Annotated in this window: 19 protein-coding genes, 1 tRNA gene and 1 pseudogene; 14 read left to right on the forward strand and 7 right to left on the reverse strand. The window is 58.3% G+C overall.

Translation table 11 applies throughout. The features are described 5' to 3' along the window. Nucleotides 1-12: 12 nt before the first annotated feature. From GGD46_RS11430 to GGD46_RS11465, 8 genes are all read left to right on the forward strand, one after another. Nucleotides 13-1,128 carry an endonuclease/exonuclease/phosphatase family protein gene (locus GGD46_RS11430; RefSeq protein ID WP_184703893.1) on the forward strand — a complete coding sequence of 372 codons (1,116 nt, stop codon included), beginning with the start codon at nt 13-15 and terminating at the stop codon, nt 1,126-1,128. Beyond that, entirely contained in the window at nt 1,125-1,862 is a 738-nt protein-coding gene (locus GGD46_RS11435) for an NUDIX hydrolase (protein ID WP_184703894.1), read from the forward strand. Before GGD46_RS11430 ends, GGD46_RS11435 begins: the two co-directional genes overlap by 4 nt. A gap of 68 nt (nt 1,863-1,930) precedes the next feature. Next, on the forward strand, nt 1,931-2,848 hold the full coding sequence (locus GGD46_RS11440; protein ID WP_184704252.1) for a PhzF family phenazine biosynthesis protein: 918 nt from the start codon (nt 1,931-1,933) through the stop codon (nt 2,846-2,848). A 124-nt stretch (nt 2,849-2,972) separates the two neighbouring features. Further along, nucleotides 2,973-3,048 (forward strand) — tRNA-Lys (locus GGD46_RS11445). Between the two features lie 346 nt (nt 3,049-3,394). After that, on the forward strand, nt 3,395-3,619 hold the full coding sequence (locus tag GGD46_RS11450; RefSeq protein WP_184703895.1) for a hypothetical protein: 225 nt from the start codon (nt 3,395-3,397) through the stop codon (nt 3,617-3,619). 610 nt (nt 3,620-4,229) lie between these two features. Further along, nucleotides 4,230-4,973 carry an aminoglycoside adenylyltransferase domain-containing protein gene (locus tag GGD46_RS11455; protein WP_246806274.1) on the forward strand — a complete coding sequence of 248 codons (744 nt, stop codon included), beginning with the start codon at nt 4,230-4,232 and terminating at the stop codon, nt 4,971-4,973. A 633-nt stretch (nt 4,974-5,606) separates the two neighbouring features. Then, nucleotides 5,607-7,067, forward strand: coding sequence for an FAD/NAD(P)-binding protein (locus GGD46_RS11460; RefSeq protein ID WP_184703897.1), 1,461 nt, complete (start codon nt 5,607-5,609; stop codon nt 7,065-7,067). A 316-nt stretch (nt 7,068-7,383) separates the two neighbouring features. Then, the gene (locus GGD46_RS11465) at nt 7,384-7,854 is read left to right on the forward strand and encodes an RrF2 family transcriptional regulator (RefSeq protein ID WP_184703898.1); all 471 of its coding nucleotides are present in this window, start codon (nt 7,384-7,386) and stop codon (nt 7,852-7,854) included. Between the two features lie 32 nt (nt 7,855-7,886). Here the strand turns inward: GGD46_RS11465 and GGD46_RS11470 are convergent, their stop codons facing one another. Beyond that, complete coding sequence (locus tag GGD46_RS11470; protein ID WP_184703899.1) at nt 7,887-9,095, reverse strand: SfnB family sulfur acquisition oxidoreductase; 1,209 nt, start codon at nt 9,093-9,095, stop codon at nt 7,887-7,889. 194 nt (nt 9,096-9,289) lie between these two features. On the opposite strand from GGD46_RS11470, the pseudogene GGD46_RS11475 reads away from it, so the two are divergent. The 5 genes and pseudogenes from GGD46_RS11475 (at nt 9,290) to GGD46_RS11495 (ending at nt 17,351) form a co-directional block, all read left to right on the forward strand. Further along, nucleotides 9,290-9,890, forward strand: a pseudogene (locus tag GGD46_RS11475) (RBBP9/YdeN family alpha/beta hydrolase). A gap of 392 nt (nt 9,891-10,282) precedes the next feature. Beyond that, entirely contained in the window at nt 10,283-11,698 is a 1,416-nt protein-coding gene (locus GGD46_RS11480; RefSeq protein WP_184703900.1) for an FAD/NAD(P)-binding protein, read from the forward strand. A 454-nt stretch (nt 11,699-12,152) separates the two neighbouring features. Continuing rightward, nucleotides 12,153-14,762 carry a mechanosensitive ion channel family protein gene (locus GGD46_RS11485; RefSeq protein WP_184704254.1) on the forward strand — a complete coding sequence of 870 codons (2,610 nt, stop codon included), beginning with the start codon at nt 12,153-12,155 and terminating at the stop codon, nt 14,760-14,762. A 238-nt stretch (nt 14,763-15,000) separates the two neighbouring features. Beyond that, complete coding sequence (locus GGD46_RS11490; RefSeq protein ID WP_184703901.1) at nt 15,001-15,831, forward strand: response regulator; 831 nt, start codon at nt 15,001-15,003, stop codon at nt 15,829-15,831. A gap of 188 nt (nt 15,832-16,019) precedes the next feature. Further along, on the forward strand, nt 16,020-17,351 hold the full coding sequence (locus GGD46_RS11495) for a diguanylate cyclase (protein ID WP_184703902.1): 1,332 nt from the start codon (nt 16,020-16,022) through the stop codon (nt 17,349-17,351). A gap of 36 nt (nt 17,352-17,387) precedes the next feature. On the opposite strand, the gene GGD46_RS11500 is transcribed toward GGD46_RS11495, so the two are convergent. The 3 genes from GGD46_RS11500 to GGD46_RS11510 form a co-directional block, all read right to left on the reverse strand. Then, the gene (locus GGD46_RS11500) at nt 17,388-18,407 is read right to left on the reverse strand and encodes a GlxA family transcriptional regulator (RefSeq protein WP_409527678.1); all 1,020 of its coding nucleotides are present in this window, start codon (nt 18,405-18,407) and stop codon (nt 17,388-17,390) included. Between the two features lie 303 nt (nt 18,408-18,710). Then, a complete protein-coding gene (locus tag GGD46_RS11505) occupies nt 18,711-18,917 on the reverse strand; it encodes a hypothetical protein (RefSeq protein WP_184703904.1) in 207 nt (68 codons plus the stop codon). Nucleotides 18,918-18,991: 74 nt separating this feature from the next. Then, nucleotides 18,992-19,237 carry a hypothetical protein gene (locus GGD46_RS11510; protein ID WP_184703905.1) on the reverse strand — a complete coding sequence of 82 codons (246 nt, stop codon included), beginning with the start codon at nt 19,235-19,237 and terminating at the stop codon, nt 18,992-18,994. Nucleotides 19,238-19,355: 118 nt separating this feature from the next. Here GGD46_RS11510 and GGD46_RS11515 point away from each other — a divergent pair, with 118 nt between their 5' ends. Next, complete coding sequence (locus tag GGD46_RS11515; protein WP_184703906.1) at nt 19,356-20,255, forward strand: LysR family transcriptional regulator; 900 nt, start codon at nt 19,356-19,358, stop codon at nt 20,253-20,255. Nucleotides 20,256-20,311: 56 nt separating this feature from the next. On the opposite strand, the gene GGD46_RS11520 is transcribed toward GGD46_RS11515, so the two are convergent. The 3 genes from GGD46_RS11520 to GGD46_RS11530 form a co-directional block, all read right to left on the reverse strand. Then, nucleotides 20,312-20,659 carry a hypothetical protein gene (locus tag GGD46_RS11520; protein WP_184703907.1) on the reverse strand — a complete coding sequence of 116 codons (348 nt, stop codon included), beginning with the start codon at nt 20,657-20,659 and terminating at the stop codon, nt 20,312-20,314. A 184-nt stretch (nt 20,660-20,843) separates the two neighbouring features. Then, nucleotides 20,844-21,956, reverse strand: a complete 1,113-nt coding sequence (locus tag GGD46_RS11525) for a methylenetetrahydrofolate reductase (protein ID WP_184703908.1) — start codon at nt 21,954-21,956, stop codon at nt 20,844-20,846. Between the two features lie 3 nt (nt 21,957-21,959). Beyond that, nucleotides 21,960-22,538: a methylenetetrahydrofolate reductase C-terminal domain-containing protein gene (locus GGD46_RS11530; RefSeq protein WP_184703909.1), complete on the reverse strand. Its 579-nt coding sequence runs from the start codon at nt 22,536-22,538 to the stop codon at nt 21,960-21,962. Between the last annotated feature and the right edge of the window lie 98 nt (nt 22,539-22,636).

The following is a 22,636-nucleotide window of genomic DNA, read 5'->3' on the forward strand; positions in this document are numbered from 1 at the left end:
CTGGAATGCTTCATGTCTCTGCGCCTTGCGACATTCAACGTCGAAAACCTTTTGACCCGTTTCGACTATACCGGTTTTCGCAACCAGCTGCGCCAGGATCGCGTGTTGCAGCTATTCGATGTCCGCAACGAGGAAGTCTATCAGCAGCTGGAAGCGGCGCGCGTGGTTGCCGCGACCGACGACACCCGGCAGATGACGGCGCTTGCGATTGCCGATGCGGACGCCGACATCATCTGCCTGCAGGAAGTCGACAACATGGCGGCGCTGCAGGCCTTCGAATATGGCTATCTCTATCGCATGGTCGGCAATGGCTATCGCCAAAAATACCTGATCGAGGGCAATGACAGCCGCGGCATCGATGTTGCCGTGATGATGCGTGAGCAGACGCGCGATGGTCAGCCCATCGTGCTCAACGATATAAAAAGTCACGCCATGGTGACTTACGACGACTTCGGTCTTTTCAACGACGAACTGGCCGAGCTTGGCCACCACGCGGAAGACAAGATCTTCAAGCGCGATTGCCTCGAGCTGCATCTCCATATCGGTGGTGTGCCGTTTTCTCTCTATGTGGTCCATCTGAAATCGATGGGGCCTGCTCGGGAAGGAATGGACGGGCGCCATGCGACCATGCCGATCCGTCGCGCGGAGACGATGGCAGTTCGCCGCATCATCGAAGATCGCTTTGGCGCAGGTCATACGGCATCCAAGAACTTCGCCATCTGCGGCGACATGAACGACTATCAGGAGTGGATAGACGTCATTGGCACCCGCCATACCGGTTATCGTTTCGAGCCGCGCAGGGAAGACAAAGAAAGCGCGCTCGACATTTTCAGCCATGACGGTTTCGCGGAGAACGTCACGCGGCGGCGCGACGAGCTCGACCGCTGGACGCTCTATCATGCCCGCGGGCCGCAGGAGCAACGGCTCTGCCAGCTCGATTACATCTGGCTGTCGCCGGCTCTGGCGCGCGCCAACGCGTCAGGCGTTCCCGATATCGTCCGCTCGGGCCAGCCTTACCGCACCATATTCCCAGCGGGGCAGGAGGTGGAGCGCTATCCGCGCGTCGGCTGGGACAGACCGAAGGCCTCCGACCATTGCCCCGTCGTCATGACATTGGATTTGATATGACCGTTTCAGAACAGAACGACATGGCCGGCTGGCCGCCCGAGGGCACAGTGTTTCCGGTTTCCCACATCGATCTCGCCGTATTGCCTGGCGAGCATCCGTTTCATCTGCGCGAGCTGACGGCGGTGCGGGAGAATTGGGCGAGGGAGGTTCATGCCAATCCGGCGCTTTTTGACGGCCGCATGGTCTTCCAGCATCATGTGTCGATCTGGGATGGCGTGGTGAAAGGCGAAGCCTATATCGCGCCGTTTTCCACCTTTCTGTGGTGGCGCAAGCAGAGGGCGCAGGGCGGCTTTCACCTCTTTGCTTTTGCCGTGGCGATTTCATCCGACGGAGCATTGATTGCGATCCGCATGGCGCCGCACACGGCCAATCCAGGTCAGGTCTATTGCGCTGCCGGATCGATGGACGAGAGCGATATCGTCGACGGGCACTGCGATGTCGAAGGCAATATGCGTCGCGAGGTGTTGGAGGAGACCGGCCTGGATCTCGATGACGCCGTGGTCGAGCCCGGCTATTATGGTACGCATCTGAACCGTTCGGTCACTCTCTTTCGCATTTTCCGCTTCCCGTGGACGGCGGAGGATATGCTGCGGAGGATCGAAGCGCATATGCTGGTTTCCGAAGAGGACGAAGTTGACGGCGCTGTCGCCATTCGTTCGGCCGATCCGTCCGCGCATCACTACAGCGCGGCGATGCTGCCAATCCTCGCCTGGTACTTCGGCGGGGATAAATAGCTTGGGCTTGCGCTGGAGTCGCTTGCCGGTATGAATAATTAAGTGCGGAAGCGTGAATGGAGGCAGGTTTGGCGCGCGAATACGGTATTTATGATGTGTTCACCGACAGCAAGCTGGCGGGCAACCCACTTGCCATCATATTCGACGCCGAGGGTCTGAGCGACGAGGCGATGCAGGCAATCGCGCGCGAGATGAACCTCTCCGAGACGGTGTTCGTTTTGCCGCCGCAAAATCCTGCCCATACCGCAAACCTCAGAATATTCACGCCGGGCCGCGAGCTGCCCTTCGCCGGCCATCCCACGGTCGGCACGGCGGTTGCGCTTGCGGAGAGGGTTCATGCCAGCCATGGCGGCGATCTCGACCTCGTTTCCGTGCTGGACGAGCGCGTCGGCCCCGTTCGCTGCGCCATCAAGCTGCGCCAGAACAAGGCGAGCTTTGCCGAGTTCGATCTGCCGAGGAAATCACAGCAGATTCCCTTGCCGCTCGACAGGGCCGATATCGCCAATGCGCTCAGTCTGAAGATCACCGAGATCGGTTTCGAGAACCATGTCCCGTCCATCTGGAGTGCCGGCGTGCCCTTCCTCCTGGTGCCGGTGCATGATGTCGGCGCTGCCGAGAGGCTGGATTTCGATCTGCAGCTTTGGGAAAAGACGGTGCCCTTCGTCGACGGCGCCCTTGCCTCCGCCTTCATCTATTGCCGCGGCGGCGTCAATCATGTTGCCAAGTTTCATGCCCGGATGTTTCCTTGCGGGATGGGCATTGTCGAGGACCCTGCGACCGGCTCGGCGGTCGCGGCGCTTTCCGGAGCCATCAATCAGTTCGACGGATTGCCGGATGGGCATCATCCCGTGATCATCGAGCAGGGAATCGAGATGGGACGACCCTCACTGATTCATCTTCATCTCGATATCGATGCCGGTCAGATCACCAATGCGCGTATTGGCGGCCAAGCTGTGCGTATCGCCTCCGGAATTCTTGAGCTTTGATTTTAAAGGGTTTTTCGTGGCTGCCGAAATTTTTTTGAGAAATAATCAAAGAAAATTCATCTGGCCGCTGGACAATCAAACCGATCCTATTTATATGCCCGGTCACGCCGCCAGCAAGCGGTACGGGTGATTAGCTCAGTTGGTAGAGCAGCTGACTCTTAATCAGCGGGTCGTAGGTTCGAGCCCTACATCACCCACCAAAAACCTCTTGAAATTGTTGAATAAATTGAAACGTCTCAAGGGTTTTCGGCTGCGCGGTTTCCAAGGAATTGGAAATGGTTTCCAATTCGCGTTCCGTTCCTGTTTCTAAGAGCGGCCGGCTCAATCTCAGTCCAGGTCTCTTACGCAAAGCTAATTGTATCTCAGGTCAGATTTAATCGATCCGCTTGCGCCATAATGCACTGGATCGACGGCTTGGTTGATGCAGCCATAGGGCTCCACGCTGCAGCGCCGATCGAGGTCAATAATTGCTTCGGTTACAAACGAGATTTAACGGCCTCCGGCTAAATTGCCGGAAACATTCCTCTGCGCGGGGCAGACCTGACGATGGAAGCTGTGGTCAATTTCTTGAAGATAGCCGCGGTTATCGTCGCAAGCCTCATCACCCTGGTGTTTCTCGTTCTGATCATTGTCGCCCGGATTGGTTGCCCTATTCAGAAATGCGTCGGGCTAGATGGCGATATTTGGATGATACCGCTTTTCTTCAGTGTCGTCGGGGTTCCGGCTGTGCTTATTCTGGCTGCGACGCTTTTCTTCAGCAGCCGACGTTAAGCGAGCTCTAAGTGGCTCTGCGCTGCCGCTGACCTGATCGCTCCCGCCTTACCCAGCACGCCGGTCGTGTGATCCGTCCCTCCGGCCGGTTACGTGCATTTTGAGCGGTACCGCTCTGCACATCTGTCTCCGGCGCAGATGTCGCGTCGATGCGGAGTTTTTGGCGTCAGTGGAAGTGCAGGAAGAAGATCGTTGGCGCGGCTAGGGATATCGTGAAGAGGAATAGAGAGATCCCGTATTTCAGTTTCTGTATTCGCCGTGTTTTGGCGCCGTCCCAATCATATCCCATGACTATATTTCCTCATGTCCAGAGTCTCATCTGTAATGGGCATTGTCTCAAGCGCTGTTTGCGCGAGGCTTGTGAGGAAAATACATAGGGAGCGAAGGGGAAATGCATCGTTTCACGCAGTCATGCACGAAAATAATCGCAAATCTATTCGAGGGTATGGCGAATTATCTGGGTTGTATCCACCTGGTGTCTGGGAGAATGAGAGACACCGCAAGATTGAATATTTTGCAGGCGAATTTCCTTCGCTATAAAGCACCACCATAAAGCGGAGGGTTGATGGGGAACGCTAACCGAACGGTTCCGGCCGAGGCGATGTCGGCAATGTCGATCGCGAAAGAGATCTTTGCGGATCATCTTCTTGCGATGTACTTGCACGGTTCGGCGGTCAAGGATGGGTTGCGGCCGCAGAGCGATGTCGACGTGCTTACAGTCATCGCTCGACCGATGACCGAAGCGATGCGCGTGGAATTGGTTTCGGCACTGATGGAGGTTTCCGGCCCGCATCCGGCCAGCCCAGGCGGCCCGCGCTGTATCGAGTTCATGGTGTTTCTCAAGGCCGACCTTTCCGAGCCGGCTTTTCCGGCGCGAAGCGAGTTCGTCTATGGTGAATGGTTGCGCGAGCATTTCGAGGCGGGCGGCATTCCTGAGGCTCACGCCGATCCTGAAAACACTCTGATACTGGCCCAGGCACGGCAGCAGGCGCAACCGTTGCTTGGGCCTGAGCTTGATACCATCCTTTCCGAAATTTCCTCCGACCAGGTTCGGCTTGCCATGCGCGAGGCATTGCCGGCGCTTCTGGAAAATTTACATGGAGACGAGCGAAATGTGCTGCTCACTCTTGCCCGCATGTGGCGAACGGCAAGCACGAACGAGTTTGTCTCAAAGGACGCCGCTGCCGATTGGGCGATATCGCGGCTACCGGATCATGTCGCGGAAACGCTTGCGCAAGCGCGCGATGCCTATCTGGGGAAATCACGAGATGATTGGGCGGACCGCCCACAGGAAGCGCAGCAAGCAGCAGCTTATCTTCATCGTGAGGTGTCGGCACAGCTGCACTCGGAATAGATGCCGCTGAGCCTCTGGCGTCGTCGGTCGATTGGGCCTGCGGATATATGCGCTAACGACACGGTGCGCATTCACCTGTGGGGCCGCTGCCGACAGCGAATGTCACCGCCTTGACGTGCCAGCCAAACGCATGCCGCGCAAAAAGGTACAGTGATCTTGCGACAACGACAAGCGCGATATCATGAACCTAAAACTCAAATGGCGGGTCTGAGAGATCGCGACGCGCTTTAGTGTTTTCTGTGGTCGCCTTCCATCACGCTAAATACAAAGATGACCACCAGCAGCAGTATCAATGTATAGTCGAAAGCGGTGAGTAGACGAAGCAGTTCCATGAGTTTCTCCTCCCGAAGAGAAAACGGATCAGAACAATCATTAGTATGTTCTTTTATTCGTTGTGTGCCAAGTTTTTTACATCCTGCGGTGCAAAAACAATGTTGTGCGGGGCACAATTAAATACTTGTTTATAAAGCTTTATCGGCCTCGTTTCCCGGTATCGTTTGTAGTTGCGCGAGCGCTCGCGTCCGGATCGTATTGTCAATAAAATTTATAGAGTATATCCTCGTCGGGTAAGGCAATTGCGATTGTTCGGCGGGCCGGTAGCTCAGTGCCGATCAATCCGGAAGGAGTTGGCCATTGACCATTGGCTCTGACCATCAGGCGCGTGATCTACCCGTTATCGCCATTGTCGGCGGTGGGGTTTCCGGTGCGGCAGTTGCGTTTCATTTGCTGCAGCGTCAGTCAGTGCATCCCGGCAAGCTGTTCATCTTCGAGCCGCGCGAACGCCTCGGGGCAGGACTTGCTTACGACACGCGCGATCCCGCGCATCGGATCAATGTGCCGGCTGCCAGAATGAGCTTGCTTCCCGATGACATCGAGCATTTTCAAAAGTGGATACAGGAGCATGATGCGGTCGGCGACGACAGCGCCGCGCTTGCGGCCAATGGTGGCCTGTTTCCGCGCCGCGCTGTTTTCGGCAATTATATCAACAGCATGATACGCCCTTTTGTCGAGAGTGGGCACCTTGCTCACGTCAGACAGGGCGTCGAGCGCATCGAGCGGTCCGGCGGCATGTGGACGATTACCGGGGAGGCCGGTCAGCGTCTGGATGCCGATATTCTCATCATAGCGACGAGCCATCCGTCGCCGCTGCCGCCGTCTTTGCTCAGGGACGTCCTCGCCGCCCATCCGCGCTTCGTTCCGGATCCGACCAGGCCGGATGCGCTCGCGGCCATTCGCGCCGATGATCGTGTGCTGGTCGTCGGCAATGGTCTGACGTCGGCCGATGTCATCGCCTCGCTTGACCTGCGGGGGCACAGGGGGCCTGTCACAGCCATATCCCGTCGCGGGCTGCGTTCACGCGGTCATCCACATGTGAAGCAGGATCTCTTCGGCGATTTCGTCGATCATCCGTCAACAACGGCGGTTTCGCTGCTACGGCGTGTGCGCGCCACCATAAAGGAGGCTGAAGGCGAGGGGCGCAGCTGGCATGGCGTCATCGATCAGGTGCGGGCGCAGGGGCGGCATTTATGGCAGGCGCTTCCGCTCGAAGAGCGTCGCCGCGTCGTGCGGCATTTGCGGCCATTCTGGGATGTTCACCGGTTTCGCGTTGCCCCACAGGTGGAGGCTGTCAGCGAAGAGGCGATCGAGAGCGGCCGGCTCGAGGTGCTTGCCGCCTCGGTTGCCAGCGTCGCGGTGACGGACGGCGTTGTCGATTGCAGATTCCATCTCAGTCGCTCCGAGCGGAGCATCGAACGGCAATTTGATGCCGTGGTCGTCACGACAGGCCCAGGTCATCGCGGCATTCTACACTCGCAGGACTGGATCGAGGCGCTGGCGGACGCAGGGTGTCTAGCGATGGATTCCACGGGCCTCGGGCTTGCCTGCGACCCTCAATCACGGGCACTGGATGAGACTGGCGCAATCGTACCTTCCTTGTTCATATCGGGGCCGCTGGCCCGCGGGACTTTCGGCGAACTCATGGGATTGCCCGAAGTTGTCGAACATGCGGTTTTCGTTGCCGAACAGGTGGCGGCGTCAATTGCGGAGCGGGAGAATGAGTATAGCAAGGCACATCGGGCCAGTAGCGCTGCCTGACGAGGCCCATGGCCATTCCTGATCTCGTCGGCCTGGTGATGTTTGAACTTTGGATGTCTCGTACGTCATTATCGCAAAACTGCCGCATATTTTGGCTGAACATGCTGCAAATCCAAGAAAAGCCGCAAAATCGTTGCTTAGACGATACATCTGCCTAAATTTACTCATATAAACTATACAATTTGTGAGTTACTATCTTGCTCGTCCGGGATGGCAGGGTTACGTCCGCAATCCATGATGACAAGATCGGCCGCTTGAGTCTCTCTTGAACCAAGCCGGGCTTCCAACAATCGACTTTGCAGTAAAGCGGATAGCGATGCTTACGAAAAAAGGAAAATACGGATTGAAGGCGCTGGTGGATCTGGCGCGCCTGGCGCCCGGCGAAACCGCGTTCATCAACGATATCGCGCAGCGCAACAACATTCCGAAGAAGTTCCTCGACACTATCCTGCTTGAACTGCGCAACGCCGGTGTGCTTCGCTCGAAGAAGGGACCGGGTGGAGGCTATTCTCTGTCCCGTCCCGCAGCGGATATTCGTATCGGCCACGTCATTCGCACGCTGGACGGCCCGCTTGCGCCGATCCGCTGCGCCAGCCGCACGGCCTACGAAGCCTGCGACGACTGTTCCGATCCCGAGCGCTGTCAGGTGCGGCGCTCGATGACGGAAGTCCGCGATGCCATTGCCGAAATTCTCGACAACATGACGCTGGAGCAGTTCGTTGCCGGCGGTGGCCAGGGGATCGAGATCCAGGAGCAGGAAGACTTCCGTACCTCACACATCGGTTGAGTGGTTCGGCACGCCGTCGAGGACCGGAGCGTTCAGCGCATCGGCGGCTTGATGCCGTTCAGGTGATAATCTCCGACCATTGTGTATTTCCGTCGCGCTGGGTCGTACAGCGTATGAATGCGGGCATTGCGCCAGTGACGGTCGAGATTGAGGCCGATGCGCGCCGCCGAAGCGCCGGCCAGGTCGAACAGCGTATTAGCCGTTTCCATCGCGATTTCGGCCGTCATCGTCTGCGCGGCTGCGACGGAGAGTGCGGCGTCTATCACATGAGCTTCGGTAAGATTGATCTGGGCGGCATCGATCTTGCTGCCGGCACGCTCCACCACGGCGGTTGCGGCTTCGATGCGAACGGCGATTTCGCCTATCCTGGCAACGATCACCGGGTCGCTGACAGTCCGTTTCGCGTCTCCGTCTGCCCCTGGATTGTCATGTGAACTGATAAAGTCGATTGTGGCCGCCATGGCCGATCGGGCAATGCCGAGATTGATACCGGCATGGGTAAGCTGATCCACTGCATCGATGACGTTGCGCTCTCTGAATTTTTCGCTATGTGCGAGTACGGCACCGGCATTGAGATAGACGTTGTGCAGGATGGTCGTTCCGTTTCCGGAGGTGCGCTGGCCAAAGCCATCCCAGTCGTCGATGATTTGGATGCCATCAGCGCTCCTCGGAAGGACCGAGACGAAGACACCATCGCGCTCGTCGCGGACGAAGATGGCGATCCAATCGGAAAACAGGATGCTGGGTGAATGAAAGCTGCGGCCATTCAGGCGGTAGCCGAGACCTACCTGGGTCAGCCGGAGATCGTCTTGCTCCGGCCCTTTGACATCGATCTGCTCAAACACGCCGCTGAAGCGGTCGCCGATGATGGCTCTTTCGAAATGGGACGCCTTCTGCTCGTCGCTGCCGCCGATCCGCACGGCCTCCAGCACGTGAAAATGTGCCTGCGCGATCTGTGCGATGGAAGGGTCGGCTTCCGCCAGGACTGCGACGACCTCGGTCAGGACGGAGTTGGAGATATCGATGCCCCCATGTTCCGACGGCACGGAAATGCCAAGCAGGCCGGATTGGGAGAGCATTTCGATTTCATCGTAGGGCAGGACGCGGTTGATGTCGCGATCGCTTGCCTGCTGCGCGAAACCGGCCGCTAACGACCGTGCGATATCGAGCGCTTCCTCTTCGCTTTGAATGCGATGCGCGGGTTGCCTGACGCGTTCGTGCAACTGCGAAACAGTCCCCATTCATCACTCCATCGGCCGTTGCCAAATCGGTGTTTCAGGCAGGGCAAATCAGTAAGATCTTAATTTCTATAGACGTCGTATACAATGGATTTTCTTTGCTTATTCGCGCCGTGCCGTTGAGCATAATAGGGATCAAATGGAAAATTGTAAGCGTGCCGTCGGCTCAGGCGGGCACTTGCAGGCAGGAGATTGCCATGGGCGCGACCTTGATTCTTCCCGGTTTGAACGGCTCTGCAGAAGGCCATTGGCAACGCCATTGGGCGCGTGACAATGCGTCTTCGACCATCGTGCGGCAGGCCTCCTGGTCGAGGCCGGCGCTGCATGAATGGCTGCAGTCGCTCGAAGGCGAACTTGAGAGGGTGGGGGATGCCTGGCTGGTTGCACATAGCCTCGGATGCCTGCTGGCGGCTCATATCGCCACCCGTCCGGCAGCGCGGCATGTAAGAGGCGCCTTCCTTGTCGCACCTTGCGATCTGGAGCGGACCGAGCGGCTGCATCCTGGCGTCATCGATTTCGGTGAGATGCCGACAGATCGCTCGCCTTTCAGGACTTTTGTGGTCGGTAGCCGCGACGATCGCTACATGGATTTCATCAGGCTTCGCCGGTATGCGGCGCTTTGGGGGGGCGGAGCTGCACGATCTTGGACATGCCGGGCATATCAATATCGAAAGCGGGTTTGGACAGTGGCGGGAGGGCTACCAGCTATTCTCTTCCCTTACCGATGCGCCCGGTCGTAGAGCGCCGAAAGGCACGCAGCCACAACGCGTCTCTCGCGCAATCACCGCGTCCGCCTGATCCGCTGAGATTGCCCTGCCGACAAGAAAGCACTTGCTTGCGGCGCCTTTTCGCGCTTTCATATACGACTAAATAAGTAGACAATTGCAATAATCCTGCTGCCCTGACCCTTTGTATTGGTCGTCATGCGTGCAGCCGATTGCGGGCATCTGGTTTAAGATCAGAGTTGGACCCGCGTGTCGCGTCCCTCCGGAAACGGGGCTTGAAACCCGAATTTAAGCGGATGCGCCGAATTTTGAGAGCCGATGCGTTTTGTGCGTTCCGCGGGCTGTAGCGCGTTGGCTGGCAGGCGTAAGGCGACGGGCTCTGATGTCTCGCAGACAGTAATCGGTCGCGAAACCGAGTAAACCCAGAAGAAGCATGATCGACCACCTCTTGCTCCAGGAGTTGATATGACGGTTCAGGGATTTTTTTCCGCCAAGGCGAATGCGGCGAGCCGGGCCTATGCGATTCCCCGTATCGCCGTGATCGGCCGCGGCTTTTCCGGCATGATGATGGCGATTGCGCTGATGAAGACGGTTCGCTTTCCGTTTCATCTTCAGCTTTTCGATCCGAACTCCAGCGTCAGCGGCGGTCAGGCGCTGGCATCCGGTCACAGCAGCGAAATCCTCAACAGCCGCGTTCGCGATCTTTCCGTTTCCGTTGGCGATCCCGATGATTTCAATCAGTGGCTTTGCGGAAATGCGCCCTTCCGCAGTGCCGTTCCGGCCGCAATACCGGGCTTTCTGCAAATCTTCGTGCCGAAGAGCATTTTCAGCGATTATGTCTATCAGCGCTTTTCGGAAGCCTTTTCTTCGCGGCGCGATGTGACCGTGCAGGTCAGCAGCGACATGGTTTTCGGGCTGCGCCGTATCCGAGGTGAACGCTTTGTTGTCGAAAGCGATGGTGCGGTCAATGCTCCGTTCGACATGGTCGTGTTTGCAACCGGCTACGGTATGGCCGATCAGGAAGCGCAGGACGGTGACCTAGCTAGCATTCCGACAACGGTGCGCGCACGTCGTCTGGTCTCTCGGCCGCACACGATCCTACTTGGCAGCGGCCTGCGGGTCGTGGACCGGTTGCTGCAGATGCGCGACAATGGCTATGCCGGCCAGATCACCATCGTCTCGAGGCGCGGTTTCTTGCCGCAAAGCCATACGCGCAGCAATGCCGATCCTGCGTTTCCCGCCGATGAGCTACCCAATCGGTTGAGCGAGATCGTCCGTTTCATTCGCAGGGCTTGCGAGGCAGCCGAGGCCGATGGTCAGAACTGGCAATCGATCATGAACGGCTTCCGCAAGCACGCACGCTCCCTCTGGCGCTCTCTGCCCGCCGGACAAAAGCAGCAGTTCAATCGTCATTTGCGGGCGCTGTATGACAGCCACCGCAATCGATTGCCGGAGGCGCTGCATGTTCGCCTGAAGCAGGAGCTGGCCGAGGGCAATACCTTGCTGCGGCGCGGACACCTGATTCGCCGGACGCCGACCGGATTGGTGCTGAGGCCAGCGGGAAGACAGGATACCGAGCAGCTCTACGCGGATGATGTCATCGACTGTCGGTGCCAGGCGCCGAATCTGAATGCCTCCTTGCTGCGCAGTCTTATCGATGCGGGACTGGCGGTGCCGGACGAGCTCGGCCTTGGTCTGGCGGTCGAGGCGACTGGAGCGCTGGCGGTAGATGGCAACACGGCGGGCGCGCTCTTTGCCATCGGTCCTTTAGGCCTCGGGAGCCTCCCGGACATCGACCTGGTGCCCGAAATCGTCACGCAGGCCTATGCTGCTGCAGAGAGTATGGCAGCGCGATTTCATCCGCAGTGCAAGGCGGTGTAAGCCGTTTTCTCCATGTCGCGACGAACCTATCGGCGACGCCTGCTAACCGCCGAAAGGACGGGCGCGCCCGGAGCGTTCGGTTGGGTCGTATCGTAGGACGCAGCGTGGAGCGTGTGGTTTTAGTTTTGGCCGATGCTGGTTGGTGGAGTGGCTTTGCCTCTTTCCCAATCGCAAGAGGATGCACGCGAAACTACCTATTGCCGTGCGCCTTCTTCAGCCTATTTCGAGCAAGCAACGAGCTGCATGAGACACGATCTTGCGATCGGTGCGGCCAGATGCTTCATAATCGCCGGAATGCCTTTGTGTCGCCTTTCTTTGTCTTACAAGGCGTACGCGCAAAGGCTATGAAATTCGCAACCACGATGGAAACGACTCGATTCTTCCTTCTATGTGGCGTTTCTGGTCATCCATTACCCGTGACGTCACGTGCGACGAGGAGCTTTGCTTGCGCCTGTTGAATTTCCGCCTTCTTCTGCTGCCCGTCTTGCTGCTGGGATTGAGCGCCGCTGTGGCTGTCTTTCCGCTGGGGAGCGCGGATGCCTTCGCACAGGATCAGCAGCCGATAGAGGTAGAAGCACCGGCAGACGCACCATCGCCGCAGCCGGCCCAACAGCAGCTCCAGCCACTCGCCAACGGGCTGCTGGACGCCGCCGTCACCGATCTCAACAAGGCAAGGAAAGAATACGCGTCGCTGCATGACAACGCAAAGCAGCCGGGCGGCGACGACGAGACGCTGGTGGCGCTTTCCGGCCGTGCAGACGAGCTCGGGCGCTCGATCGCAGCAGTTTCGGCAAAGCTGAAGCCTCGTACAGCCGAGATCGATGCACGCCTGACGCAGCTTGGTCCCGTGCCCAAGGAAGGCCAACCGCCCGAAGCCGTGATCGTCACCCAGGAGCGTGATCGGCTGAATGCCGAGCGTTCGCAAATCAGCGCCCTGATGCTCGATGCCGACAATCTCACCGCAGAGACCAATCGGATATCCATGCAGCTGGTGGAAAAACGCCGAAAGCTGTTCGCCGAGACATTGCTGAGGCGCACGGAAATTTCAGCGGGCACACTGCAGGATGCAGGATCGGCGCTGATCGAAGAGAGCGTCAGTTTCCGCGATGCCATCATGAGCTGGATCGGTTTTGTACTGAAGGCCAAGCTCGGTTCGCTCCTTGCCGCCGTCTTGCTGTCGATGGGCGCCGCGCTCATCTTCCTGGTGGGTGGCTATCGGTTGTTCCGGCGCTACTATGTACAGGATGAGGCCGTCGAGAGCCCGCCCTACATCAGCCGGCTCTCCGTCGCCTTTTGGTCGACCCTGATCCGCACCATGTCGCTGGCGGCCTTTCTCGTCACCTCCTTCTTCTTCCTTTCGAATTTCAACGTGCTGCGGCCGGACATCGCTCCGATACTGGCGGCGCTCTTCGGCTTCATCGGCCTCGTCTATTTCGTCGGACGCCTGAGCAATGCCGTCTTTGCACCATTCAGGCCGCATTGGCGCCTGGTGAAGCTGTCGAACAAGGGCGCTTACTCGCTGACCTGGTGCCTGCAGGCCATGGCCGTGGTCAACGGGCTGGATTATGTCTTCGACCGCATCAGCGAGTCGATGGGATCTCCGGTCGTCGTCACTGTGGCGAAGAGCTTCTTTGCGGCTATGCTGATCGGAGTGATCCTCATCACAGCTTCCTTCGGTTCACCGATGCTGGCCAAGAACGGCGATCCCGATGCGCCGGGCCGCCGGTGGCCGCATGGCATGGCCATCATTCTTCGCGGCCTCGGCATATTGGTCATCTTCACCTCGTTCATCGGTTATGTCGGTCTTGCCCGTTTCATGGCAACGCAGATGATCGTGACGAGCGCCGTCATCGCCACCATGTATCTCGGCATCCAGCTCGGCAAGGCCGTGTCCAAGCAGGGCGTCTTTGCCGAGACCATCATCGGTCGGTTCCTGGAAAGCCGCCTCAAGCTCGGCGAAGTGGCGCTCGATCAGGGCGGCCTCGTGGCAGGACTTGCGACCTATGCCGTCGCACTGCTGACGGGCATTCCGCTGATCCTGCTGTCATGGGGTTTCCATATCCAGGATCTGGAACTTTTCGCCTACAGGCTCTTCACCGAGATAAAGATCGGCAACATATCGATCTCGCTGCTCGGCATCTGCGTCGGCATCCTGCTTTTTGCCGGCGGTTATCTTGTCACGCGCTGGTTCCAGCGCTGGCTCGATAGCAATGTCATGGCGCGCGGGCAGGTGGATCTCGGCGTCCGCAATTCGGTCAAGACCGGTATCGGCTATCTCGGCATCGCAGTTGCCGCGATCATCTCCATTTCGGCCGCAGGTATCGATCTGTCGAGCCTTGCGCTCGTCGCCAGCGCCCTGTCGGTCGGTATCGGTTTCGGTCTGCAGAACATCGTGTCGAACTTCGTCTCCGGCCTGATCCTTCTGGTCGAGCGTCCATTCAAGGTCGGTGACTGGATCGTGTCAGGCACATCGGAAGGCATCGTCAAGCGTATCTCGGTTCGCGCGACCGAGATCGAGACTTTCCGCAAGCAGTCGATCATCGTGCCGAATTCCGAGCTCATCAATGCCTCCGTGGGTAACTGGACGCATCGCAACCGGCTTGCACGCTCGGAAATTCCGGTCTCCGTCAGCTTCGATTCCGATCCGCGCAAGGTCATGGAGATCCTGCTGGAGCTCGTGCGCGGCGTTCCGAAGGTTCTGAGAAATCCGGAGCCGCACGTAGAATTTCTGCGTTTCGGCCCTTCATCGCTCGATTTCGAGATGCGCTTCTATCTCTCGGATCTTTCCGACGGCATGGAGACCCGCAACAATCTCCGCATCGAGATCCTGAAGCGGTTCCGCGAGGAGGGGATCTCCATTCCCTATCCGCATCAGGAATTGCACATCGTTCGCGATAGCGCGCGTGGCCGGCGGACCGATGTCGGCGACAAGAAGCTGACGGATTCGGCCGATGGTCCCGAAGGAGAGAGCGATGCGGCCGAGAGCATTCTCTCATCCGCCGAGGACCGCGTGCCCGACGCGAAGAGCACGGGCCGTCGGCGCGGACGATCGGCGGCCGAATAATCGAACTCACCTCGGGATAACGCCGCCGGATTGAAGCCGCTTCGGCATTTGCCAGGACTGAGTGAGATCCTGCAGGTCCGCAGGTGCTGGCGGCCGGCCAGGGCGCCTGCCTGAAGAATTGCGCGCAAACGACGGCCCGCTTCCTTCATCGTTGGGACGCGAGGCAACTTAATAAATACTCAAAGACTTTCGTTCTAGAAAAACTATAGAGGGGTAATTTTCAAACAGGTTTTTTACTATGCCATTTCTGGGTGTTTCGGGGATGCAATATTCCGGCGCGTCGCTTGCGGGCTCGCGTATTCTTCTCGTTGAGGATTCCAATCTCTTTACGTCGATGATCAGTGCCAAGCTGAAGGAGCTTCTGGATATCGATGTCGAGAGTTGCCGCAATTTCGATGAGCTGCAACTTGCCTACGACAAGTCGTCGGAGCCGATCAAGCTGGCGATCTCCAACATGAACCTTCCGGGTGCAGAAAAGGGCGAGGCGCTGACCTATCTGCTCGATCTCAGCATCCCGACGATCGCCTTCACCGGCACCTTCCTGGAAGGCACGCGTGACGAACTGATCGCCAAGGATGTGGTCGACTACATCCTGAAGGACAACGTTTTCGCCGTCGATATGCTCGCGGAGTCGATCTGCCGCTTTCTCACCAATCATCGCCATCACGTCCTCATCGTCGACGATAGCGCGACGGCGCGTGCTCTGCTCTCCAGCCGGCTGAAGCGCTACAATTTCCGTGTCAGCGTTGCTGAAAGCGGCGCCAAGGCCTTGGAACTGCTGAAGAGCAATCCTGATATCGGCCTGATGGTCACCGACTACAACATGCCCGACATGGACGGCTTCGACCTGACGCGGCGTATTCGTGCGACGACCGGTTCCCATGAGCTGCGCATCATTGGTGTTTCCTCGTCCAACAATCGCCTGCTCTCTGCGCGTTTCCTGAAGGCAGGCGGCAATGATTTCATTCTGCGGCCGTTTATTGATGAGGAATTCTACTGCCGCGTGAATCAAAACCTGGACACGTTATCGCAGATCCAGCTCGCCCGTCGGGTCACCGAATCCGCCTGACGCAAGCCGTTCCAGGCGAAATTGCTCCGACAAAATGTGAGGAAGATTCATTTTTATGTGAAAGTCTGCAATCGGTGGTTCCAATTTTTTCACGAATCCTGTTCAGGATACGTGGAAGATGGTTTGGCAGACCTGCGATTGACTGAATATTCGTGTGTGCCGGAAGGCATGGGAGGAATTGAAGGGAAATGGTATTGCATGCGAGATCCCTCGGCGATGGCGTAAGCCGTCGCCATAGCAGCCAGAAGATACTTCTGGTGGAGGACTCGCGCATGTTTTCCGCCGTCCTCTCGCATCGGTTCGAAACCGAGCTTGGCTTCGCCGTCACCCATTGCTCCTCGTTGAAGATACTCAATGAGACGCTGGAGTCTGTCGGAAGCGACTTCACCATGGCGGTAATCGACCTCAACCTGCCGGATGCCGCGCACGGCGAAGCCCTCGATGTCGCCGTCGCCCATGATATTCCGACAATTGTCTTCACCGCGTCATTCGACATCGCAACACGCAATCGCATCATGGAGCGCAGTGTCGTCGACTATGTGCTGAAAGATAGCGAATTCGCGCTAGACAATCTGGTCTCGGCCGTGCGGCGCGCCATAGCCAACCGTTCGACGCGCGTTCTGGTTGTGGATGATCTGCCATCGGCTCGCAAGATGCTGACGGATCTGCTGCAGGCCCAGCAGTTCAAGGTGGCCGAAGCCTGCACCGGCGTCGAAGCGCTGGCGATGCTCGAACAATTCGACGACATCGAAGTTGTCGTAACCGACTACAACATGCCTGATATGAATGGGCACGAGCTGACCCGGCGCATCCGCCACCGCCATGGGTCGGATCGAATGCGTATTATCGGCATTTCCTCCTCGAACGATCGGTTGCTGTCTGCGACATTCCTGAAAGCCGGTGCCAGCGATTTCATCTATCGCCCCTATGTTCCGGAAGAATTGCAGTGCCGCATCGCCTTGAATGTCGAGACGCTGACGCAATTGAAGCAATTGCGCGCAGCGGCCGCGAGCGATTATCTGACGGGCCTCTATAACCGGCGCTATTTCTACGACCACGGGCCGAAGCTCGTGAACGAGTGCTTGCGCCGCCAGCGCCCGAGTTCGGTCGCCATCCTCGACATCGATCACTTCAAGAATTTAAACGACACCTATGGTCACGAGATCGGCGACCAAGTGTTGAAGGCGGTCGCGGGCCGGCTTCAGTCTCTGTTTGAAGGAAGCGGCAACCTGCTGTCCCGCCTCGGTGGAGAGGAATTCTCGATTCTCTTCACGGAGATGAATTCGCGTGCGGCAACGGCATTGTGCGACGAGGTGCGTCTCAGCCTTGCAAATTTGAAGGTGCACGCTGACGACGAGGAACTTTCGGTTACCGTTTCCATCGGTGTTGCCGAGATCGTCGGCTACGAATCTTTCGACAATTATCTCAATGCTGCCGACCAGTTTCTCTACATGGCCAAGCACAATGGCCGCAATCAGGTCTATTCAGACTATCGGATGGCCGAACAGGCGGCCGAGTAAGCCGCCTGCATTGCTGCTGATCGCAATCGAGGGTCTTCAGACGACGACGCCGGTCCGGTTTGTCGACATGGTCAGCTTGCGTTCGGCGCGCTCCTGCTGCGGCGAGCGATTGTAGAGTTCGCGATAACATTTGGAAAAGTGTGAGGCAGAGACGAAGCCGCAGGCAACGGCCACTTCCACGACCGGCATGGAGGACTGCACGAGCAGGTGCCGGGCACGGTCCAACCGGATTTCGAGATAGTAGCGAGCAGGGGAGCGTCCCATCTCCTGACGGAAAAGGCGTTCGATCTGGCGGCGCGACAGGCCTGCGTCATCGGCGATTTCAAGCAGCGACAAGGGTTCGGCGAGGTTGCTTTCCATCAGTTCGATGATCGAGAGAACCTTGGCGTTCTGCACGCCGAGGCGGGCGCGCAGCGGCAGGCGCTGGCGATCGTGCGGACTGCGGACGCGGTCGGTCAGCTGCTGCTCGCAAACCCGGTTGACAAGGTTCTCGCCGAAATCCTGGCCGATCAGGTTCAGCATCATGTCGAGCGAGGCGGTGCCGCCGGCGCAGGTGTAGAGATTGCTGTCGACCTCGTAGAGATCCGCATAGACTTCGGCCTGAGGGAAGGTTTCGGAGAAGCCGGGCAGGTTTTCCCAGTGGATCGCGCAGCGCTTGCCGTTCAGCAGACCCGCTTGGGCAAGCACATGTGCGCCCGTACAGAGGCTGCCGACGGCGACGCCGCGATTGTAGGTTTCCCGCAGCCAGGCATTGACTGACTTGTTCTGGAACTCCTCGACATAGATGCCTGAGCAGACCAGCACCATATTCGGGCGGTTCTCGCCGCCGAGGTAGCGGCGCTCATCGGCAAGCGCCGAGTTGACCTCGAGCCCGATGCCGCTGGAAGAATAGACCTTCTGACCGTCCGTCGAGGCGAGCCGCCATGTATAGGCAGGGTAGCCCAGCATGCGATTGGCAATCCGCAGCGTTTCTACCGCAGCGGAAAACGGCAGCATGGTGAAGTGTGGAACGAGGAAGAAAACCAGGGAACGCGTCTTAATCGGAGTCTTGCTCATATCGTGAAAATCCATCCTCCAGGACCATACTGTATTCCTTGCGTCAAATACGTCGACTGGATGGTCTGTTAGCGACATTGGCATGGATAATCGCGGCCGCAAAGGGATATTTGCGTTTACTCTGAAAAATGCATCACTGGAAAGGGGAGGTGGGAGGAAGGCAAGCAAACTGCCGGAATAATCAAATATATATGTGTCTAATTATCAAGTTTATGGTGGAATGCGCGCGGAAGTGAGCGGATGTTCAAAAGGCGACACTCGTCGGAGTTGAGCGTCGCCTTTGCCATTTACCGGCTCTTGCGATCATCGCGTAGCCTTTGGGGCCTTGGTCTCGTTTGCGGCCGGCCAGCCCATATCCTTGCGCACGTCGTCGGACAGGGACTCAAGCTCACGCAGCGAGCGCCACTGTTGCCAGCGATCAGCAACACGAGAGAAGAGGGGCGTGTGGCTGCCGTTAGAGAGAGACGAACCCTGCGTCCTGCCAGCATGTCTGTAGGTGATGGACGTCATTTTCAGGCTCCTTTCTTTGTTGGACTTTCAAACGATCTCCGCCATCGAATGGTAATATGAACCCGAGCTATTCATCAATCAAACGAATAGATCTTATAGTTGGCATTAGAATTCTTGAACGACGGTAGCTTGCCGGGCTTCCGTTCCAGCGCGGAGAGCGTACGATCCGGCGGCAGACCGCGCGCATTGACGTCGTCGATCAGATGCGACGGAAAGCGTGCGGCGATCTCATCCAGCGTGTGTTGCGCTATCCGCTGGACTTTGCGCACATGCAGAAGGCTCAGAAGGCGAGACGTTTCGCTGAGTGCCGTGTCAGCCATGGCTTTACTCCTTTGCGGCGGCCTGTATCAATTTCCTAAGCCTAATATGGTGTTTCGTTGACATTCAGACAAATGAAATGATATGGTGGTTAAGATCAGAAAAATTGAAGGTGTCGATATGACCGTTCCGCTCCGCCGGCCCATACCGTTGCTTGACAATGAAGTTCTGCGCACCTTTGTGGCCATCGCCGAAACCGGCAATTTCTCCACGGCCGCCGATGCGGTCTTTCGCACGCCCTCCGCCGTCTCCATGCAGATCAAGAAGCTGGAAGAGCAACTCGGCGTGACGTTATTCCTGCGCGACGCCCGCTCGGTGAGCCTCACCCAGCATGGGGAGATGCTACTTTCTTATGCCCGCAACATTCTGGCGCTTTCCAACGAGGCTGTATCGCGCTTCATCATGCCGGAACTGAGCGGCGTGGTGCGGCTCGGTGCACCTGACGATATCGGAGAACGCCTGCTGCCGACCATTCTGAAAAACTTCTCGGAAAGCTATCCCGGCATCATGGTCGATGTCGTCGTGGATATGAGCATCCAGCTGAAGAAGCGCATCGAAGAGCAACGGCTCGATCTGGCACTGATCAACTGCGCGACGCGGCCGTTCCCGACGGAAGGCGAAGTGATCTATACCGAGCGTCTTGTCTGGGCCGGCGCCAAATGCGGTACTGCCTATCGCCGCGACCCGCTGCCGATCTCCATCTGGGAAGAGGGCTGCATCTGGCGATCGGAGGCAATGGCGCAGCTTGAGCGGCAGAAGCGGCCCTATCGCGTATCCTATCTCAGCGCCCATACCATGGCGCAACGGGCTGCTATCGTCTCGGATCTCGCGGTCGCGCCGTTTCCGCGCTCCTACATTACGGAGGATATGGAAATCCTCGGACCGAACGAGGGATTGCCGGAACTGACCTCCTTCGACATTCGTCTTCTGACGGCATCGCAGATGACGGGTCCGATGAAGGCCGTGGCCGACAGCATACGCCAGGCATTTGTCGAGATCGGGCGAAAGATGGCGGCATGAGGTGCGGATAGTCGCCGGCCAAATTGTCGTGGCGGTGGTTCTGCCGGCTTCGCCGATCAGTTCTTGTGTTTGCTGAGACGAGTGACATTCGCCCGAACGCGCTTGCTGTAAGGCTTGACCGCTGCCCGGGCGACGGTGTCGGCGGCACGGTGCGATGAGACAGCGGCTCCGTTGGCAATGGCTGTCACCGTCGAGATGCTCTGCTGAGTCAGCGCCATGTTGACGGCGACTGCACTTTCTCCCGCTGCGATAAGCTTTTCCATGACCATTCGGTTGAGCTCCGCGGCATTCACGCTGCCGGTCAGGGCAGACATCCACATGTGTTGCATGCGCATCGCAATGACCATGGGTGCTTCAATCCATAGGGTGGCCAGGTCGTTGGAAAGGCGGCGGCTCGGCGACATCGCTACTCCTTCGTTTTGGTGCGTGGTCAGTTCCTGACATTGTAATCGGCGGGCACTTCGCTACACCGCAAGAGTCGGTCGCAGCCATTTATGTCTTCTAGGACGATTGAGGCAGCGGCATATGTCATGCGCGCCAGTGATTTCCGTTCGTTGACGCGTTCGGACGGCTTTGCCGATCCGTGGTTCAGTCTCGATCTGCCTTGCGAGGCTGGGGGTGGGAGGCTGCCTCCACCATAGCCAGCTGGTTTTCCTCCTCACCCTCACGGATGTGGCCGAGACGTTCCGCGACAAGCGCGTCGCTGCGGCCGGCTTCGTGCTTCCATGGCCGGCGGCCCCGAAGCACGCCTGAATCATGCACTATTTCTGCGACATATTCTTCCTGCCGGTAGGCCATGACATGAATGCCGGATACGCCTTCGATCTCCTTCACCTCATTGATGATGTCGATGCAGAGCTGTTTGCCTTCCTTCTTTTGGTCGGAAGCTCCCTCGATCCTTCGGATGACATCGTCAGGGATATGCACGCCGGGCACGTTCGTCCGCATCCAGCGGGCGGTCCTGGCCGATGCCAATGGACCGACGCCCACCAGGATGAAGCACTTCTCGTGAAGGCCAAGGTCGCGCACCTTCTTCATGTAATCCCGCAACATCGGCACGTCGTAACAATATTGGCTTTGCACGAATTGCGCGCCGGCCTCGATCTTCTTCGCCAACCTATGCGGGCGGAAGTCGTAAGGCGGGGCGAACGGATTGATGGCGGCACCGAGAAAGACTTTCGGCGGTGACGTCAACTTGCGGCCGGACAGGAATTTCGCCTCGTCGCGCATCGTGCGCACGGCTTCGAGCAGCGACATACTGTCGAGATCGAAAACCGGCTTGGCTCCCGGTTGGTCGCCGACCTGCACGCCGTCGCCGGTCAGGCACAGGATATTGCATACGCCCATGGCCGCCGCGCCGAGCACATCGCCCTGTATGGCGATCCGATTCCTGTCGCGGCAGGAGATCTGCATGATGGGCGCATAGCCCATGCGGGTCAGCAGCGCGCAAATGCCGACGGAGGACATATGGCAGTTGGCGCCGGACGCATCGACAGCATTGATGCCGTCGACCCAGCCGGAAAAGATCGCGGCGCGCTCATAGACATCTTCCGGATTGGCGCTGTCAGGCGGATTAAGCTCAGCGGTGACCGCGAACTCGCCACGGCGCAAAACCCGCTCCAGTCGACCGAGCGAGGAGTGGCCGGGCAGGGGATCCAGCGGCAGACCGGCGCCCAAGGGATTTTCGTCGATCTGCGCCATTGGTCAGGCTTTCTCTTTTACGGCCTTGCGCGCAGCCGCTGCTTTCGCGGTAACGCGCAGCCATGAAGAGGTACCGCGTAGCGACTGGTTGACGGGTGCCTGCACCTTCAGGATGGCATCGCCGTGGAGCATGTTGCTGGCACCCTTCCAAGCCTGCACCCAGACGCAGGGCATCTCAGGTTCGACTTCGCAATTGCCGTTAGCGCGCACGCCGCCACAGGGGCCGTTGCGCAGCTGCTTGGGACAGTTCATCGGGCAGGACATGCCGGTGGACGACAGCACACATTGGCCGCACATGCGACAGTCGAACAGGAAGCTTTTCACATGGCGTTCGACGAAGGCAACCGGCCGCTCCGCGCGTTGATAGCCGATCAGCGCCCAAAGCGGATGGAGCAGCAGAAAGGCGTTGGCAAAATGCTCGTAGAACCATTCGAAGAAACGGGAGTGACGCACGACCCAAAGACGAACCGCGTATTTGCGCCGGTTGTCGGGACTTGGCGAAGACATGCCTGATGCACGATTGCTGGCGTCAGTCTTCACAATGGGTGTCGCCGCATTCGATTTTTGCATGGCGTCGGCCATCGTCGATATCTCCGGCTTGAGCCACCGTTTGAGAAGGTCGGCCCTTCCCTTTATCCAACAATGCACCGCTGCCGATCAGCGGGCTGCGCTTGGCACGA

The sequence above is a fragment of the Martinezella lusitana genome (assembly GCF_014207095.1).
In the GTDB taxonomy this organism is placed as follows: domain Bacteria; phylum Pseudomonadota; class Alphaproteobacteria; order Rhizobiales; family Rhizobiaceae; genus Rhizobium; species Rhizobium lusitanum_B.

Excerpts from the sequence above, each read along its gene's own strand:
- GGD46_RS11430 (WP_184703893.1), top strand. The coding sequence starts at position 13 with ATGTCTCTGCGCCTTGCGACATTCAACGTCGAAAACCTTTTGACCCGT.
- GGD46_RS11435 (WP_184703894.1), top strand. The coding sequence starts at position 1,125 with ATGACCGTTTCAGAACAGAACGACATGGCCGGCTGGCCGCCCGAGGGC.
- GGD46_RS11450 (WP_184703895.1), top strand. The coding sequence starts at position 3,395 with ATGGAAGCTGTGGTCAATTTCTTGAAGATAGCCGCGGTTATCGTCGCA.
- GGD46_RS11455 (WP_246806274.1), top strand. The coding sequence starts at position 4,230 with ATGTCGATCGCGAAAGAGATCTTTGCGGATCATCTTCTTGCGATGTAC.
- GGD46_RS11465 (WP_184703898.1), top strand. The coding sequence starts at position 7,384 with ATGCTTACGAAAAAAGGAAAATACGGATTGAAGGCGCTGGTGGATCTG.
- GGD46_RS11470 (WP_184703899.1), bottom strand. The coding sequence starts at position 9,095 with ATGGGGACTGTTTCGCAGTTGCACGAACGCGTCAGGCAACCCGCGCAT.
- GGD46_RS11480 (WP_184703900.1), top strand. The coding sequence starts at position 10,283 with ATGACGGTTCAGGGATTTTTTTCCGCCAAGGCGAATGCGGCGAGCCGG.
- GGD46_RS11490 (WP_184703901.1), top strand. The coding sequence starts at position 15,001 with ATGCCATTTCTGGGTGTTTCGGGGATGCAATATTCCGGCGCGTCGCTT.
- GGD46_RS11495 (WP_184703902.1), top strand. The coding sequence starts at position 16,020 with ATGGTATTGCATGCGAGATCCCTCGGCGATGGCGTAAGCCGTCGCCAT.
- GGD46_RS11500 (WP_409527678.1), bottom strand. The coding sequence starts at position 18,407 with ATGAGCAAGACTCCGATTAAGACGCGTTCCCTGGTTTTCTTCCTCGTT.
- GGD46_RS11505 (WP_184703904.1), bottom strand. The coding sequence starts at position 18,917 with ATGACGTCCATCACCTACAGACATGCTGGCAGGACGCAGGGTTCGTCT.
- GGD46_RS11510 (WP_184703905.1), bottom strand. The coding sequence starts at position 19,237 with ATGGCTGACACGGCACTCAGCGAAACGTCTCGCCTTCTGAGCCTTCTG.
- GGD46_RS11515 (WP_184703906.1), top strand. The coding sequence starts at position 19,356 with ATGACCGTTCCGCTCCGCCGGCCCATACCGTTGCTTGACAATGAAGTT.
- GGD46_RS11520 (WP_184703907.1), bottom strand. The coding sequence starts at position 20,659 with ATGTCGCCGAGCCGCCGCCTTTCCAACGACCTGGCCACCCTATGGATT.
- GGD46_RS11525 (WP_184703908.1), bottom strand. The coding sequence starts at position 21,956 with ATGGCGCAGATCGACGAAAATCCCTTGGGCGCCGGTCTGCCGCTGGAT.
- GGD46_RS11530 (WP_184703909.1), bottom strand. The coding sequence starts at position 22,538 with ATGGCCGACGCCATGCAAAAATCGAATGCGGCGACACCCATTGTGAAG.